Here is a 15,463-nt window from a genome sequence, read left to right as displayed (position 1 = left end):
CGCCGATGGCACCCGCCTCGCTTACCCGCCGGTCGATCTTCGCCCAGGCCTGGCCGATCATGCTCGGCCAGACGACCGTGCCGCTGGTCGGGCTGGTCGACACCGCGATCATCGGCCGCACCGGCGATGCCGCCGCGCTGGCCGGCGTCGCGCTCGGCACCACGATCATCAACTTCCTGTTCTGGACCTTCGGCTTCCTGCGCATGGGGATGACCGGGATGACCGCCCAGGCGCTCGGCGCCGGCGAGCCCGCCGAGGTCGATGCGATGCTGGTGCGCGGCCTCGGCATCGGCCTGGCCCTCGGCGCGGCGCTGCTCGCGGCCCAATTGATCCTGATCCCGCTCGCCTTCGCCGTCCTCGCCGGCGGGCCGGCGATCGATGCGTCGGCCGGCCCCTATGTCGGCGCCCGCTTCTTCGGTGCGCCGGCGAGCCTTGCCGTCTTCGCGATCAACGGATGGCTGCTGGGCCTCGGGCGCACCCGCGCCGCGCTGGCGCTGCAGATCGTGATGAACCTGGTCAATGCCGGGCTCGACATCCTCTTCGTGTGGCACTTCCATCTCGGCGCGCGCGGCGTCGGCCTCGGCACCGCCTGTGCTGAATGGACTGCGCTCGCCACCGGTCTGTGGATGGTCAGGCCGCATCTGCACGCGTTCAAGGATCGAGTCCGGCTGTTCGAGCCCGCGGCACTGAAGCGGCTCTTCGCCGTCAATGCCGACATCATGATCCGCACGGTCGCGCTGCTCACCCTCTTCGCCTGGTTCACCAATGCCGGCGCCCGGCTCGGCGCCGAGGCGCTGGCGGCGAACCAGGTGCTGATGCAGGCGGTCGGCCTGGTCGCCTTCGTGCTCGACGGCTTCGCCTTCACCGCCGAATCGCGCGTCGGCCATGCGCTCGGCGCCGGCTCGCGGCCGGCGCTGGTGCGCGCGATCCGGCTGACCGGCGAATTCTCGATCGGTGTCGCGGTCCTCGCGGGCGCCCTGATCGCAGCCGCCGGCGCGCCCGGCGTGCGCGCGCTGGTTGTCGATCCCGGGGTCCGCGCCCAGGCGATCCACCTGTTGCCGCTGGTCGTCGCGCTGCCGCTGATCGGCGTGCCGGCCTGGCTGCTCGACGGCATCTTCATCGGCGCGACGCGCGGGAGGGCGTTGCGCAATGCGGCGATCGTATCGACCGCGCTCTACATCGCCACCGACCTCGCGCTGCGCCCGTTCGGCGCGGTCGGCATGTGGTGTGCCTTGATGGCGAGCTATGTCTATCGTGGGCTGGCGCTCGGCGTTCAGCTTCCGGCGTTGCTCGACTCGGTTGCGCGACCCAGCGCCCGCCCGTAGAGCGCGGCGACTTTCGAAAACTGGAGCCCCCTCATGACCGACAAGATCAACCGCCCCGAAAAAATCGAGCGGGTGGTCCTCGCCTATTCGGGCGGGCTGGACACAAGCGTGATCCTGAAATGGCTCCAGCAGACCTACCAGTGCGAGGTCGTGACCTTCACTGCCGATCTGGGCCAGGGCGAGGAGCTCGAGCCCGCCCGGCGCAAGGCCGAGCAGGCCGGCGTTAGACCCGAGCATATCTTCATCGACGACCTGCGCGAGGAATTCGTCGGCAATTATGTCTTCCCGATGATGCGCGCCAACGCGCTCTATGAGGGGCTCTACCTGCTCGGCACCTCGATCGCGCGGCCGCTGATCGCCAAGCGCCAGATCGAGATCGCGAAGATGGTGGGGGCCGATGCCGTCAGCCATGGCGCGACCGGCAAGGGCAATGACCAGGTCCGTTTCGAGCTCGGCTATTATGCGCTGGCGCCCGATATCAAGGTGATCGCGCCATGGCGCGAATGGGACCTGACCAGCCGCACGAGGCTGATCGAGTTCGCCGAGCAGCACCAGATCCCCGTCTCCAAGGACAAGCGCGGCGAGGCGCCCTTCTCGACCGACGCGAACATCCTGCACACCTCGTCCGAGGGCAAGGTGCTCGAGGATCCGTGGGAGGAAGTGCCCGACTATGTCTTTTCGCGTACCGTCAATCCGGAGGATGCGCCCGACCAGCCCGAGATCATCACGATCGATTTCGAGCGCGGCGACGGCGTCGCGCTGAACGGCGAGGCGATGTCGCCGGCGACCCTGCTCGCCGCCCTCAACGATCTCGGCCGCAAACACGGCATTGGCCGGCTCGACCTGGTCGAGAACCGCTTCGTCGGCATGAAGTCGCGCGGCATGTACGAGACGCCGGGCGGCACCATCTATCATCTCGCGCATCGCGGCATCGAGCAGCTGACGCTCGACCGCGGCGCAGCGCATCTCAAGGACGAGCTCGCGCCGCGCTATGCCGAGCTGGTCTATAACGGCTTCTGGTTCTCGCCCGAGCGCGAGATGCTCCAGGCGGCGATCGACCATAGCCAGGCCAAGGTTTCGGGCACTGTCCGGCTGAAGCTCTACAAGGGCGGCGTCCATGTGATCGGCCGCAAATCGCCCAATTCGCTCTATTCGGAGAAGGTCGTCACCTTCGAGGACGATCAGGGCGCCTATGACCAGCGCGACGCTGCCGGCTTCATCAAGCTCAACGCGCTCCGGCTCAGGCTGCTGGGGCGCCGCGACCAGACGTAATATTTGCGCCCAAATGGACCCAAGTCTAACGCGGCCTTAACCGGTATCCGCTAGCCCGCGCTGATGCGAACGGGCACTGAGCGACGGCTGGTCTATGGCGACGCGGCCTTTGCGATTCTGCTCGCGGGGTCGCTCGCCGCCGCCTGGAGCCTGCGCGACTGGCACCAGCTCTCGGCGCTGAGGCTGCCGGACACCGATGATGCGATGCGCCTGCAACAGATCCGGGACTGGATCGCAGGGCAGAGCTTCACTGATCTCTCGCAGCACCGGCTCGGCGACGCTCCCGGCATGCCGATGCACTGGTCCCGGCTGCCTGATCTCGTCCCGGCGGCGATCATCGCGCTGCTGCGCCTGCTGGTCGGCACGCATCAGGCCGAACTCTTTGCCGTCATCGCCTGGCCGACGATGCTTTTCGCCGCAGCCCTGTTTCTCGTCGCCCGCATCGCGCGCTCGATCGGTGGGCCCGGCATTGCGCGCACTGCGCTGATCGTCGCTGCGATCGCCTACCCCGCCACGACGATTTTCGTGCCCGGCCGGATCGACCATCACGGCTTCCAGATGGTGCTGCTGCTGATCGTGGCCCGGACGCTGACGAGTCCGCCGACCCTCGGCGACGGCGTCATCGCGGGGCTCGCGGCCGCGGCGAGCCTGGTGATCGGCATGGAAACCGCGCCTTTGCTCGCCGCCGCCGGCCTTGCCATGGCGGTGGAATGGCTGTTCGTCCGGCACGCCGCCGACGACCGGATGATGGGCTTCGGCATCGCGCTTGGGGCCGGGCTGCTCGGCGCGTCGATCATCTTCAAGACGGACCAGTGGAATTTTGCCGCCTGCGACGGCTTCACCGCGACCGCCTGGCGCGGTGCGGTGATCGCTGCGTTCGCGCCAATGCTGATGGCACTCGCGGCGCGCGATTTCGCGAAGCCTGCGGCTCGCCTGGTGCTCGCTGTCCTGGTCGTGGGCGTCATCGGCGCCGGCGTGATCGCCGTAGCGCCCCAGTGCCTTGCGCCCTACGGCATGGTCGATCCGATACTGGCCCGACTGTGGCTCGGCAAGGTGGGGGAGGCGCAGCCGCTGTTCGCCGCGGCACCCGGGGAGGCGATCGGCTATGCCGGGGTGATGGTCGCCGGAATCGCGGCGACCGCCTGGCGGCTTCATGTAACACGGGACCGGCGCTGGCTCGCGCTGCTGCTGCTTCAGGGCGCTGCCCTGGCGCTAACCTGCGTCCAGCTGCGCGGCGCCTATGCCGGCGCCATCCTCGCCGCACCCGGGCTCGCGGCGGCGATCGCGGAAGCGCGACGGCGCGGCACTGGCTGGCTTGCGGGCGCCTGGATCATATCGGCGGGCATGCTCTACCCGCTCGCCGCCGATGCCTTTACCCAGCGAGGGACGGGACATACCGCGAATCCGGTCGAGGGCAATTGCACCTCACCCGAAGCATTGGCGACCCTCACCAGGCTTCCGCAGGGCCGGTTGCTGGCGCCCCTCGATCTCGGCGCCTACGCGATCGGTACGACTCGTCTCAGCGTCGTCGGCGCGCCCTATCATCGCAACAACGCCGGAAACCTCGCCGTCTATCGTTTCTTCCTCGGCCACCCCGACCGGGCGGCGGCGATCGCGCGCAACTGGGACGTCAGCTATATCGCGCTCTGCGGGGATAGTTTCAGCGAGCTCGGCGCGGCACCCGCCGGAAGTTTGCTTGCCCTTCTCAAGGCGGGGCATCCGCCACGATGGCTAAAGCCGACGTCGACTCAACGACCGGGCCTCTTTCTGGTCGATCTTGCGTCTGGCAAGGCCCGAAGCTAGTTTGCCGGATGAGCACAGCGATGGCGTGGGCGCGCCGCAACGAACGGTGGATCTTCCTGACGCTGGTTCTGATATCGGCCCTGCCGATGATCTGGCCATCCGTGCCGCCGCTCCTGGATGCGCCGGGCCATATCGGGCAATATCGGATCTTTGCCGAAGCGGGGCAGGAACCGCTGGCGCGACACTATCTGGTTCACTGGGCCTTGATCGGCAACCTGGGCGTGGATTCCCTGGTGTACGCGCTGTCACCAATCTTGGGGGTCGAGCTGGCCTCCCATCTGATCATCGGCCTTATCCCGCCCCTGACCGTTGCATCGATGCTGTGGGCCGCCCGCGAGGCGCACGGTCGCATCCCACCCGCAGCCGGCTTCGCGCTGCCGCTAGCCTATGCGTTGCCGTTTCAAATGGGCTTCCTGAATTTCACGCTTGCCGCCGCCTTGGCGTTGGCTGCGCTCGCGCTGTGGATCAGGCTGGCCCGTCGAACCAATGACGTTGTACGTGTTGCAGTTTTTATCCCAATCGCTGGCATAATATGGGTATGTCACACCTTTGGCTGGGCAATGTTCGGCCTTTTCATTGTCGCCGCCGAATTCGCCCTGCGCCGCGAACGCGGGGAACCAATATGGCGGGCGGTCCTACTCAGCGGCTTCACATGCGCGCCGATGGCGTGGCCCCAGGCGGTGGCGCTGCTGGTTGGTGGCAGTGTGAGCGGGGACACCGGCGAATGGTTTCACATGAGCGCCAAGCTCCAGTTCCTACTGACGCTTCTTCAGGAGCGCTGGAAATTATATGATGTTGTCAGTATAGCTATTATCGTAACGGTGATATGGAGCGGCGTGCGCTCTAAATCGCTGTCTCTTGTACCAATATTGGCAATCCCTGCGACTCTGACATTATTTGCATTTATTGTACTACCGCGCATTTATATGAGCGGCGTATTCATCGACCTGCGCTTGCTGCCGTCCGGCCTTGCTTTGATGCTGCTTTCCATCAAGGTAAAGACGGGTGCTGAGTCAGCGGAACCCTATCTGTTTTGGGGCGGTATGGGCTTTTTCGGAGTGCGGACAGCCACCACGCTGATCGCTTTCATATTGTTCGCCCAAGCCCATCAAGCCGAGCTCAAGGCGGTGGAGGTGCTTCCTGAGGGGGCCACCGTTCTGACCCTGGTCAACCAGCCTTTGGCCACACAGTGGATGAACCCGCGCATCGCGCATCTTGCGGGCATTGCCGTCGCACGGAAGCGCATCTTCACTAACGAGCAATGGGGCGCGACAAAGGGCCAGCAACTCATCGAGCAGCTCCATCCGCGGGCCGGCCGATTTCTCCAGGATCCGTCGCAACTCGTATATCCGGCCGGCAGCGGTATTACGCCAACCAATTTTGACGATGCCATTGCGACCTTCGATCGCGGTACTTTTGAATATGTCTGGACGATCGGCTTTCCGTTGGGCCGCGCCCATGCGCGCGATCTCACGCCCATCTGGTCAAACCAGCAGTCCGCTTTGTATCGCGTCAACCCAGCGCACAACGGGCCCTTGTCTAGTACTGCGCCACGCCGGTAAGGGTCGTGGCAATGAGGGGTGACCAGCCTAGAACGCTGCATTGGTGGCAAACGCGATGGTTCGTCGTGGCGATGGCGATCGTGGCAACCATTCCCCTATGGGTGCCGGATATCCCGCCTCTCGTCGACCTGCCCGGCCATATGGGGCGCTACCGAGTTCAGCTTGCGATCGGCGATAATCCGTGGCTGGGCAATTGGTACAATTTCAGTTGGCAGCTAATCGGCAACCTCGGGGTCGATATCCTACTGATTCCCCTTGAAAAGATCTTCGGCCTGGAATTCGCGGTCAAGCTGATCGTTATTACGATCCCCGCCATGACTGTAACGGGATTGCTGTGGATTGCGCGCGAAGTGCATGGCCGCATTCCCGCTACCGCCTTGTTCGCGCTGGCGATTGCCTACAGCTTTCCCTTCCATTTTGGTTTCGTTAACTTTGCCTTGTCCATGGCGATTGCGCTTAACGCTTTTGCCCTATGGCTCAGGCTCGCGCGGTTGGGCGCGTTTCGGCTGCGGGCGATCATCTTCGTGCCTCTGTCCTGCGCTCTCTGGCTGTGCCACACTTTTGGCTGGGGCGTGCTCGGCGTCCTCGCCTTTTCGGCCGAGATGATTCGCCAACATGATGCCGGGCATCGCTGGATCAAGGCGTGGGTGCGGGCCGGGCTCGGCTGCCTCCCCCTTGCGCTGCCAATGGTGCTGATGGTGCTATGGCGCAGCGGGAACCATGTCGGTGGCGAGACCTCCGACTGGTTCGACTGGAAAGCCAAGATGATGTGGCTGACCAAGATCCTGTGCGATCGCTGGCCCCGTTTCGACATCGCGTCGGCGGCAATCCTGTGCCTGATCCTGTTCAAGGGATTCCGCGATCCGGCCATCGAATATTCGCGCAATCTCGGCCTGTCTGCGCTGTTCCTGCTCGCCGTGTTCATCGTCCTGCCGCGGATCGTGTTCGGTTCAGCCTATGCCGATATGCGCCTCGCGCCCTTCATGATCGCAATCGCGGTCATCGCGTTGCGGCCTCGGCCGGGCCTGTCGATCCGCCACGCGGCGACATTGGCGGCGGTGGGGCTGGTTTTCTTTCTGGTCCGGATCGGCGGAACGACTGCAAGCTTCTGGATTTACAACCAATCCTATCAGCGCGAGCTGAAGGCGCTCGATCATGTGCCGGTCGGCGCCAAGATGGTCAGTTTCGTCGGGACGACCTGCAACAATCCGTGGTTCATGTCGCGGCTCGAGCACCTCCCGGCAATCGCGCTCGAACGCAAGCTCGCTTACACCAATGATCAATGGTCGATGGCGGGCGCGCAGCTGTTGACGACGCGCTACTCGATCGCGCGGGGCTTTGCGCATGACGCCTCACAGATCGTGACCGAGCATAAATGCCGGGGCGAATGGTGGCGCAGCCTGAACGTCTCGATGGCGCGCTTCCCGCGCGAGGCGTTCGACTATGTCTGGCTCATCAGGCCACCGGCCTATGATCCGAAACTCAATGCCGGCCTGGTCGAGATCTGGCGCGACGGCACGAGCGTGCTGTTCCGGGTCGACCACAATGCCAACCCGCCGCCGGCACCGCTGTTTCCGGAGGAAATCCGCTTTCTCGAAGCTCGCGCGCGCCTGCTCAGGGCGCGCGGCGGAACGGCGTCATCTCTCCCTGCCACTCCCGCTCCGACGCCACTGCCTCCCGCTCCCGCGCCAGGAAATCGGCAACCGCGCGCCTGAAACCGGCGTCGGGGATGTAATGCGCTGACCAGGTCGGGACCGGAATATAGCCGCGGGCGAGCTTGTGCTCGCCTTGCGCGCCCGCCTCGACCGTCTTCAGCCCAAGCGCGATCGCCGCATCGATCGCCTGATAATAGCAAAGCTCGAAATGGAGGAAGGGCACTTCCTCGACGCACCCCCAATAGCGCCCGTACAGCGTATCGGCGCCGATCAGGTTGAGCGCGCCAGCGATCGGCCGGCCGTCGCGCTCGGCGAGGATCAGCAATATCCTGTCCGCCATCCGTTCGCCCAGCAAGGAGAAGAAGGCGCGCGTCAGATAGGGCCGACCCCATTTGCGCGAGCCGGTGTCCTGGTAGAAAATCCAGAACGCATCCCAATCAGCCTCGGTGATCGCATCGCCGGTCAGGTGGCGAATCGTCAGCCCGTCGACCGCGCCGGCGCGCTCCTTGCGGATCGCCTTGCGCTTGCGGCTCGCCAGCTCGCCAAGGAAATCCTCGAATCCGGCATAACCCTGATTCTGCCAGTGATATTGAGTGCCGGCACGGATCAGCCAGCCCGCCGTCTCGAACAAGGGCAATTGCTCGGGGGCAATGAAGGTCGCGTGTGCCGAGGAAAGACCGTGCCGATCAGTCACCGCCTCGATCGCCGCGATCAGCGCGGGCGCATGCGCCACCTCGCGCAGCAACAGGCGCGGGCCCGGCACGGGCGTGAAGGGAACGGCAATCTGCAGCTTGGGATAATAGCGCCCGCCGGCCCGCTCCCATGCATCGGCCCAGCCGTGATCGAAGACATATTCGCCCTGGCTGTGGCTCTTGCCATAAGCAGGCGCGATCGCGGCCGGGCGGCCATCCGCCCCATCGATAACGATCGGAAGCGGCTGCCATCCGGTCGCCGCGGTCGCGCTGCCCGATTCCTCGAGGATCGAGAGAAAGGCATGGCTGGTGAAGGGATTGGCGGTGCCGGCGCACGCATCCCAGTCGCCGGCCGCAATCGAGACAACGCCTTCGGCGATTCGGGCGGTAATGGCGGCTTTGCTCACCGGCCCTAACTAGGGAGCGCCGCCACCCGCGACAACGGGCGTTTCAGCAATCGAAGCAACCGGATGGAGCGTGATCGGCGGTAAGCGGGACCGACTTCACGCGAGAGCCGCGCGACTGTCGGGCGGCACCTCGCCCCGCTCGTTCATGCCGTAATCGCGCATCACCGAGGCAATACGGAGCCGATAGTCCTCGAACACCGCGCCACGCCCCAGCGCCTGGGTTTTCCGGTGGGAGGGCCGGTTGCGCCAGGCCGCGATTGCCGCCTCGTCGCGAAAGAAGGAAAGCGAGAGGATCTTGCCCGGTTCGACCAGGCTTTCGAAACGCTCGATCGAGATGAAGCCGTCGATCGTGTCGAGCTCCGGGCAGAGCGCCGCCGCCAGATCGAGATAGCGCGCGCGCTGCCCCGGAGCGGGCAGCGCCTCGAAGATAACCGCGATCATTGGCCTAATACCAGGCGCAGGAAAATCCGGTCTTCGCGGCGGATGAACCGCTCGGCCTGCGCGAAGGCAAAATTGTCGCGACCGAGCGGATCGTCGCGTAGCCTGGCGCGATACGCCTCGTAAGCGGCGAGATCGGCAACCGAATAAACGCCGTAGGCCGTGGTAGCCGAACCCTCATGCGGCGCGAAATAGCCGATCAGGTCGGCGCCGCAGCGCGGGATCGCCTCGCCCCAGTTGCGCGCATAATGGTCGAAAGCCTCGACCTTGAACGGATCGATCTCATAACGGATGAAACAGGTGATCATGATGTCCTCCAGGTGGCGAGCCGCCTGATACCCGCTTGAGCGACGCCAATGGTTCGGCTAAGAACGAACTATGAAAGAGGGCCCAAGCATTGCCTCGATTGCGGCGCTGATCGGTGATCCGGCCCGCGCCAACATGCTGAGCGCGCTGATGGATGGCCGCGCGCTGACCGTCAGCGAACTGGCCGGAGCAGCTGGAATCGGCCTGCCAACCGCGAGCGGGCATCTCGCCAGGCTGAGCGAGGCAGCGTTACTGACGGCGCGCAAGCAGGGACGGCATCGCTATTTCGAGCTGTCGGGGCCCGATGTCGCCGAAGTGATCGAGAACCTGATGGGGCTGGCCCAGCGCACCGGCGCTGTCCGCACCCGGACGGGCCCGCGCGATGCCGCGTTACGCGCCGCGCGCGTCTGTTATGACCATTTGGCCGGTGAACGCGCGGTCGCGCTGATGGAGCGGCTGCAGCAACGCGGCGTGATCACCGCCGGCGACGCCCCGGTGGTGACCGCCGACGGCGTCGCCTTTTTCAGCGGCATTGGCCTGGCCATGCCGGCACTGCGTGGCGCGCGGCGACCCTTGTGCCGGCTCTGCCTCGACTGGAGCGAGCGCAAAAGCCATCTCGGCGGCGCGTTGGGGGCGGCCATTCTCGATCACATCGTTGCGGCAGGCTGGGCATCGCGTGGCGACGGGCGTGTAATTCGCTTCCATCCGCGCGGCGCCGCGGCGTTCGAAGCGGCGTTCCTCGTCGACTAGAGTGGTTGCCAAGCACTTAACCAAATTGTGACGCCAATGGCGTTAGAGGGGACTCGCCAAAGGGAGCAGGACCGCGTGATGGAGCTTTTCGGAACGATGCAACCGGCCAGCTCGCGCCGCAGCGCGGTGCGGACGATCCTCGCGGTCGACGACAGCCGGACCAATCTCAACGTGCTTGGCCGACGGCTCGCCCATCTCGGCTATCTGACCGTGCTCAGTGACAACGGCGCCGAGGCGCTTGACCTGATCGCTGCGCGCGGCTTCGATCTCGTGCTGCTCGACATGGTCATGCCGCATATGTCCGGCATCCATGTCCTCAAGGAAATCCGGGGCAGCCGCGAGACCGTCGATCTGCCGGTCATCATGGTGACCGGGCGCGGCGATCCCGCCGCCGCGGTCGAGGCCCTCGCAGCGGGCGCTGACGACCATGTCGCCAAGCCTTACGCCTTCGAGGTCCTCGCCGCGAGGATCGAGCGTGCGCTTTCCCGTGCGCGGCGGATCGCTGAACTGAAGCGCTCCAACGCAACGCTTGATGCGCGGATCGCAGCGCGCGCGATGGAACTGGGCGAGACGAAGACTGCGCTCGCCGCCACCCGGGCCGATCGTCAGCGGCTGATCATCTCGATCCAGGCGCTCAACGAACAAGTGGACCGGCTCAGCGCCGGAACCAGCGCTGCTGGATGAAGTAGATCGAGATCGCGGCTGCGATCACCCCGCATGTCGCCGTGACGGCATCGAAAGCCCAGGGTTCATGGGCGTAGGGAATGCCGTCGACGTTCATGCCGAGCAGGCCGGTAATGAAGGTGAGCGGCAGGAACACCATCGCCACCACGGCAATGATCAACGCGCGATTGTCGATCTGTTCGGCGCGAAGGTCAGTCAGCGCCTCGTGCGTCAGCGCGGCCCGCTCGCGAATGCTCTCGAGTTCCTCGGCCATTCGCGCGGCACGATCAGCGGCGGAGTTGAGATGGAGCCGGTCATCATCCTGCAACCAGTCGCACGGCAACGCGGCGAGCTTCTCGAGCGCTGCCCGCTGCGGGGCAAGGAAGCGGCGATAGCCGATCGCGGCCACGCGAACCTTGGTGACGTTGCGGCGCAGCTCGAACACCTTGTCGGCATCGAGATCAGCCTCGCAGTCGTCGAGCAGGTCGCCGAGATCGGCCACGTCGGGATCCAGGTTGCGGGTGATGGCGGTCGCGAACTCGGCGATCAGATCGCCAGGATCGCGGATCTCGCCACCCTCGATCGCCTCGATCACATCGTCAACCGCGATCAGCGCCCGCCGAGTCACCGAGATCACCCGGCCCTTGGTCGCCCAGATTCGTACCGAGGCAAGCGGATCCGATGAGCTCGTTTCCTCGCTCGAGCGGCCGCGCATGTTGAGAAAGGCGCCGTCGCCGAGCGCATCGCAGCGCGGCCGGGTCTCGGTCGCGGTGAGCGCATCGACGATGTAATCGGGCGCCTTCGCCTCGTCGATGAGCCAGGTCTGGGCATGTTCGTTGTTGGTCGTGAGATGGACCCAGACCAGATCGGCTTCCGATGCCAGTGCCTGCTTGATCTCGACCCGCTCGGCCTTGCCGCCCGACACCCGATACGCAAAACCGCTCATGCCATCTCCATATAGATTGCGAGGCCGGGGCCGGGCGCGATCGGCGGGCCGGCGCTCGGGACCCGAATCGCGTCGGCGCGCGCGCGATCGAGAATGGCGCGCGGCACATCGGCGCGGAAGTAAAGCTGGTCGGCCAGCCCAAGCAGCCGCGCCTCGCGGATCGTCAGGTCGTCAGGGTCTGCGGACCGGAGCTGAATGGTGAGCAGCCCGCTGCCGGTCACGCCAGCATCTGCCAGCCATGCCGGCACTGCCTCGGCACTCGCCTCGAGCGGATCGAGCGCACCACCCGGCGCAAGCGCGCGGCCCAGCGCACGGCGGCGATCATCGATCGCCGGCCATTTCGCCCGAAGCGCCGTGCGGGACTGGTACAAGGCAGTTGCCAGCCCCCCAAGGCCCGCCGGCAACAGGGTTTCGAGCCGCTGGCGCAAGGCTGCCGCAATCCCGGCCGAGGCGCCGCCGGTGCCGATCGCGATCAGGACCGGATCGCGATCGACGATCGCCGGCAGGGTGAAATCGCACCAATCGGGCCGGTCGACTGCGTTCACGAGGATGCCGCGCGCCTTCAGCCGCGCGACCGCTTCACCCGCCTCGCGCGCCTCCGCAATCGCGACGACCGCCAGCGCCGCATCGGTGCGTTCATCGGCAATCACCGCCCCGGCGCGCTCGAGCAACCGCCTCTTGGCATCGGCCGCCTCCCCTTCGCCCAGCAGGATCACCGGCCGGCCCGCCAGCCGCACGAAGAGCGGCAGGCTGTGAAGGGTCATGCAGTCAGCCACTCCGGCAAGCGTTCGGCGGCGATGATCGTCTCGGGCTCGATCCGGTCGGCGACCACGGCATATTTGTCGCCATCAACCATCACTTCGGGCACCAGGGCCCGGCTGTTGTAGGTGCTCGCCATCGTCGCGCCATAAGCGCCCGCGGTGCGGAAAACGGCGAGATCCCCTTCGACCACCGCATCGATATCACGCGCCATCGCAAAGGTGTCGCCGCTTTCGCAGACCGGCCCGGCGATATTCGCGACCATGCGCTTTCCCGTAGGGCGGACCGCGGCGAAATCATGCCAGGCATCGTACAGAGCCGGGCGGGCGAGATCGTTCATCGCGGCATCGACGATAACATAGGGGTGGACGACGCCAGGCTTTACCCAGATCACCCTGGTCAGCAGCACGCCCGCATTGCCTGCGATCACCCGGCCCGGCTCGAACATCAGCATGACGTTCCAGCCCTTCGTCACCCGCGCGACCATCGCGCCATAGTCGGCCGGGCTCGGCGGATTGTCGCCTTCCTTGTAGGGCACGCCGAGGCCGCCGCCGAGATCGACGCGCTCAATGACATGACCCGCCGCGCGCAGTGCGGCGACCAGCTCGCCGATCCGGCGATAGGCGGCCTCGAGCGGGGCGAGATCGAACAGCTGGCTGCCGATATGGATTGCGATACCGCGCATCGCGAGGCCCGGGAGCACAGCGAGCCGGCCGTAAATGGCAATCGCCTGATCGATCGGCACGCCGAACTTGTTCTCGCGCTTGCCGGTCGAGATCTTGGCGTGCGTGCCGGCATCGACATCGGGATTGACCCGCAGTGTGGCATTGGCGCGGGTGCCGGCCGCCATGGCGAGGCCGGACAGCGCAATACCTTCTTCCTCGAGCTCGAGGTTGAACTGGCCGATCCCGGCATCGAGTGCGCGCTGCAGCTCGGCGCGGGTCTTGCCGACGCCCGAGAACACGACATCCTCAGCGCGCATCCCCGCCGCCAGCGCCCGGGCAAGCTCGCCGCCCGAGACGACGTCGGCGCCATAGCCGGCATCGGCAAGGACGCGCAGCACCGCGAGATTGGGGTTGGCCTTGATCGCGTAGGCGAAATGTGCGCGTTCGACTCCGGCAAGGCCTTCACGGAAGACCCGCGCATGGCGCGTCAGCGTCGCCCGCGAATAGACATAGACCGGCGTGCCGACCGTGGCTGCGATCAGTTCGAGCGGGACGCCCTCGGCGTGCATCGCGCCGTCAATGAGACTGAAATGATCCATGCGTCAGTTCGGCGGCAGATCGAAATCGTCGCTGCGCCGGTCCTGCGACCCTTTGAGCAGCTCGTCGCTGCGCTCGGGCCGCGCCTGGTTGCTCGCGGTCAGAAGCTCGGTAGCGGTCAGCGGCTTGGTCGCGCCATAAGGCGCGGGCGGTAAAGACGCGCCTTTCTGCGGAGTCAGTCCCTTGGAGGCGCCGCACCCCGACAGGATGAGCGCTGCCCCCAGCACAACGGCGATCCTCATGGCTTTCGTCCTTCTCTCGCGACTGCGATCGCAGCCCGCACCCGCGCCGGCGCGGTACCGCCGAAGCTCGTCCGGCCGGCGACCGACGCGTCGACTCCGAGCACGTCATAGACCCGTTCGTCAATCCGCGCATCGATCGACTTCAGATCGTCGAGCGACAGGGTGTCGAGCGCGACGCCCAGTGTTTCGGCGCGTTTCACCGCATGGCCGGTAATATGATGCGCCTCGCGGAACGGAATATTCGCCACCCGCACCAGCCAGTCGGCAAGGTCGGTCGCGGTCGCGAAGCCGGCCTCGGCCGCGCCGCGCATCCGATCGGTCCGGAAGGTCGCGCTCGACACCATGCCGGTCATCGCCGCGATCGACAGGCCGAGCAGATCGCTTGCCTCGAATACCGGCGGCTTGTCGTCCTGCATGTCCTTCGAATAGGCGAGCGGCAGGCCCTTCATGGTGATCATCAGCGCGGTCAGGCAGCCGATGATCCGCCCCGAATGGCCGCGCACCAGTTCGGCTGCATCCGGATTGCGCTTCTGCGGCATGATCGACGAGCCGGTCGACCATTGATCGCTCAATGACACGAAACCGAAGGGCTGCGACGCCCAGAGCACGAACTCTTCCGCGAGCCGTGACAGATGCAGCGCGCACTGCGCCGCCGCGGCCAGATAGTCGATCGCGAAATCGCGGTCGGACACGGCGTCGAGCGAATTGCGGGTGGGACCGTCGAAACCGAGCGCAGCAGCGGTCATCGTCCGGTCGATCGGAAAGCCGGTCCCGGCCAGGGCGGCCGAGCCGAGCGGGCACAGGTTGAGCCGCGCCCGCGCATCGGCGAAACGGCTGCGATCGCGCGCGATCATCTCGTAATAGGCCATGAGATGATGACCGAGGGTGACCGGCTGCGCGCTCTGGAGATGAGTGAAGCCCGGCATCACGCTCGCGGCATGCTCCTCGGCGCGCGTCAGCAAGGCCTCCTGGAAAGCGGCCAGCGCCGAATCGGTCTCGTCGATCGCGTCGCGGACCCAGAGCCGGAAATCGGTCGCGACCTGATCGTTGCGCGAGCGTGCGGTGTGGAGCCGCCCGGCGACCGGTCCGATCGCCTCCGCGAGCCGCGCCTCGGTCTGCATATGGATGTCTTCGAGCGCGAGATCGTCGGCCACGCCATTCGCTTCATAGCCGGCCGCGACCGTCTCGAGCCCGGCAAGGATGGCCGCGGCATCCTCCGGCGAGATGATGCCCTGGGCGCCGAGCATCGCCGCATGCGCTTTCGAGCCGGCGACATCCTGGCGCCAGAGGCGCTTGTCGAACGGGATCGAGGCATTTATCTCGCGCATCACCGCCGCCGGCCCTTCGGCGAAGCGGCCGCCCCACATCGCATTGGATGCGT

At 66.0% G+C, this 15,463-nt stretch carries 15 protein-coding genes; 7 read left to right on the top strand and 8 right to left on the bottom strand.

Annotated features, from left to right (window positions below; translation table 11 throughout):
- The first annotated feature begins 5 nt into the window (after positions 1-5).
- From ABD050_RS07575 to ABD050_RS07555, 5 genes are all read left to right on the top strand, one after another.
- Positions 6-1,325, top strand: coding sequence for an MATE family efflux transporter (locus ABD050_RS07575; RefSeq protein ID WP_343888646.1), 1,320 nt, complete (start codon positions 6-8; stop codon positions 1,323-1,325).
- 33 nt (positions 1,326-1,358) lie between these two features.
- Entirely contained in the window at positions 1,359-2,597 is a 1,239-nt protein-coding gene (locus tag ABD050_RS07570) for an argininosuccinate synthase (RefSeq protein WP_343888645.1), read from the top strand.
- A gap of 63 nt (positions 2,598-2,660) precedes the next feature.
- A complete protein-coding gene (locus tag ABD050_RS07565) occupies positions 2,661-4,400 on the top strand; it encodes a hypothetical protein (RefSeq protein WP_343888644.1) in 1,740 nt (579 codons plus the stop codon).
- 8 nt (positions 4,401-4,408) lie between these two features.
- Positions 4,409-5,962 carry a hypothetical protein gene (locus ABD050_RS07560; protein ID WP_343888643.1) on the top strand — a complete coding sequence of 518 codons (1,554 nt, stop codon included), beginning with the start codon at positions 4,409-4,411 and terminating at the stop codon, positions 5,960-5,962.
- Positions 5,963-5,973: 11 nt separating this feature from the next.
- On the top strand, positions 5,974-7,677 hold the full coding sequence (locus tag ABD050_RS07555; protein WP_343888642.1) for a hypothetical protein: 1,704 nt from the start codon (positions 5,974-5,976) through the stop codon (positions 7,675-7,677).
- On the opposite strand, the gene ABD050_RS07550 is transcribed toward ABD050_RS07555, so the two are convergent.
- The 3 genes from ABD050_RS07550 to ABD050_RS07540 form a co-directional block, all read right to left on the bottom strand.
- Positions 7,577-8,716, bottom strand: a complete 1,140-nt coding sequence (locus ABD050_RS07550; protein WP_343888641.1) for a GNAT family N-acetyltransferase — start codon at positions 8,714-8,716, stop codon at positions 7,577-7,579. The two genes, ABD050_RS07555 and ABD050_RS07550, sit on opposite strands and share 101 nt — an antisense overlap.
- 96 nt (positions 8,717-8,812) lie before the next feature.
- Positions 8,813-9,157, bottom strand: coding sequence for an antibiotic biosynthesis monooxygenase family protein (locus ABD050_RS07545; protein ID WP_343888640.1), 345 nt, complete (start codon positions 9,155-9,157; stop codon positions 8,813-8,815).
- Entirely contained in the window at positions 9,154-9,462 is a 309-nt protein-coding gene (locus tag ABD050_RS07540; RefSeq protein ID WP_343888639.1) for an NIPSNAP family protein, read from the bottom strand. The genes ABD050_RS07545 and ABD050_RS07540 overlap by 4 nt, the downstream gene beginning before the upstream one ends.
- Before the next feature lie 70 nt (positions 9,463-9,532).
- Here ABD050_RS07540 and ABD050_RS07535 point away from each other — a divergent pair, with 70 nt between their 5' ends.
- Positions 9,533-10,210: an ArsR/SmtB family transcription factor gene (locus ABD050_RS07535; RefSeq protein WP_343888638.1), complete on the top strand. Its 678-nt coding sequence runs from the start codon at positions 9,533-9,535 to the stop codon at positions 10,208-10,210.
- A gap of 78 nt (positions 10,211-10,288) precedes the next feature.
- Positions 10,289-10,894 (top strand): response regulator, encoded by a 606-nt coding sequence (locus tag ABD050_RS07530; RefSeq protein ID WP_343888637.1) that lies wholly within the window; start codon positions 10,289-10,291, stop codon positions 10,892-10,894.
- Here ABD050_RS07530 and ABD050_RS07525 read toward each other — a convergent pair.
- The 5 genes from ABD050_RS07525 to argH are packed head-to-tail and all read right to left on the bottom strand — an operon-like array spanning position 10,866 to position 15,449.
- Positions 10,866-11,819, bottom strand: a complete 954-nt coding sequence (locus tag ABD050_RS07525) for a zinc transporter ZntB (RefSeq protein ID WP_343888636.1) — start codon at positions 11,817-11,819, stop codon at positions 10,866-10,868. The genes ABD050_RS07530 and ABD050_RS07525 overlap by 29 nt on opposite strands.
- Complete coding sequence (locus ABD050_RS07520) at positions 11,816-12,583, bottom strand: precorrin-2 dehydrogenase/sirohydrochlorin ferrochelatase family protein (RefSeq protein WP_343888635.1); 768 nt, start codon at positions 12,581-12,583, stop codon at positions 11,816-11,818. Before ABD050_RS07520 ends, ABD050_RS07525 begins: the two co-directional genes overlap by 4 nt.
- Entirely contained in the window at positions 12,580-13,842 is a 1,263-nt protein-coding gene (gene lysA / locus ABD050_RS07515) for a diaminopimelate decarboxylase (RefSeq protein WP_343888634.1), read from the bottom strand. Before lysA ends, ABD050_RS07520 begins: the two co-directional genes overlap by 4 nt.
- Before the next feature lie 3 nt (positions 13,843-13,845).
- The gene (locus ABD050_RS07510) at positions 13,846-14,082 is read right to left on the bottom strand and encodes a hypothetical protein (protein ID WP_343888633.1); all 237 of its coding nucleotides are present in this window, start codon (positions 14,080-14,082) and stop codon (positions 13,846-13,848) included.
- Positions 14,079-15,449: an argininosuccinate lyase gene (argH, locus tag ABD050_RS07505; protein ID WP_343888696.1), complete on the bottom strand. Its 1,371-nt coding sequence runs from the start codon at positions 15,447-15,449 to the stop codon at positions 14,079-14,081. Before argH ends, ABD050_RS07510 begins: the two co-directional genes overlap by 4 nt.
- Positions 15,450-15,463: the final 14 nt, after the last annotated feature.

The sequence above is a fragment of the Sphingomonas oligophenolica genome, from assembly GCF_039522915.1.
GTDB classification, from domain to species: domain Bacteria; phylum Pseudomonadota; class Alphaproteobacteria; order Sphingomonadales; family Sphingomonadaceae; genus Sphingomonas; species Sphingomonas oligophenolica.
This window is presented reverse-complemented; position numbering and strand designations above follow the sequence as displayed.

Excerpts from the sequence above, each read along its gene's own strand:
- ABD050_RS07575 (WP_343888646.1), top strand. The coding sequence starts at position 6 with ATGGCACCCGCCTCGCTTACCCGCCGGTCGATCTTCGCCCAGGCCTGG.
- ABD050_RS07570 (WP_343888645.1), top strand. The coding sequence starts at position 1,359 with ATGACCGACAAGATCAACCGCCCCGAAAAAATCGAGCGGGTGGTCCTC.
- ABD050_RS07565 (WP_343888644.1), top strand. The coding sequence starts at position 2,661 with ATGCGAACGGGCACTGAGCGACGGCTGGTCTATGGCGACGCGGCCTTT.
- ABD050_RS07560 (WP_343888643.1), top strand. The coding sequence starts at position 4,409 with ATGAGCACAGCGATGGCGTGGGCGCGCCGCAACGAACGGTGGATCTTC.
- ABD050_RS07555 (WP_343888642.1), top strand. The coding sequence starts at position 5,974 with ATGAGGGGTGACCAGCCTAGAACGCTGCATTGGTGGCAAACGCGATGG.
- ABD050_RS07545 (WP_343888640.1), bottom strand. The coding sequence starts at position 9,157 with ATGATCGCGGTTATCTTCGAGGCGCTGCCCGCTCCGGGGCAGCGCGCG.
- ABD050_RS07540 (WP_343888639.1), bottom strand. The coding sequence starts at position 9,462 with ATGATCACCTGTTTCATCCGTTATGAGATCGATCCGTTCAAGGTCGAG.
- ABD050_RS07535 (WP_343888638.1), top strand. The coding sequence starts at position 9,533 with ATGAAAGAGGGCCCAAGCATTGCCTCGATTGCGGCGCTGATCGGTGAT.
- ABD050_RS07530 (WP_343888637.1), top strand. The coding sequence starts at position 10,289 with ATGGAGCTTTTCGGAACGATGCAACCGGCCAGCTCGCGCCGCAGCGCG.
- ABD050_RS07525 (WP_343888636.1), bottom strand. The coding sequence starts at position 11,819 with ATGAGCGGTTTTGCGTATCGGGTGTCGGGCGGCAAGGCCGAGCGGGTC.
- ABD050_RS07520 (WP_343888635.1), bottom strand. The coding sequence starts at position 12,583 with ATGACCCTTCACAGCCTGCCGCTCTTCGTGCGGCTGGCGGGCCGGCCG.
- lysA (WP_343888634.1), bottom strand. The coding sequence starts at position 13,842 with ATGGATCATTTCAGTCTCATTGACGGCGCGATGCACGCCGAGGGCGTC.
- ABD050_RS07510 (WP_343888633.1), bottom strand. The coding sequence starts at position 14,082 with ATGAGGATCGCCGTTGTGCTGGGGGCAGCGCTCATCCTGTCGGGGTGC.
- argH (WP_343888696.1), bottom strand. The coding sequence starts at position 15,449 with ATGTGGGGCGGCCGCTTCGCCGAAGGGCCGGCGGCGGTGATGCGCGAG.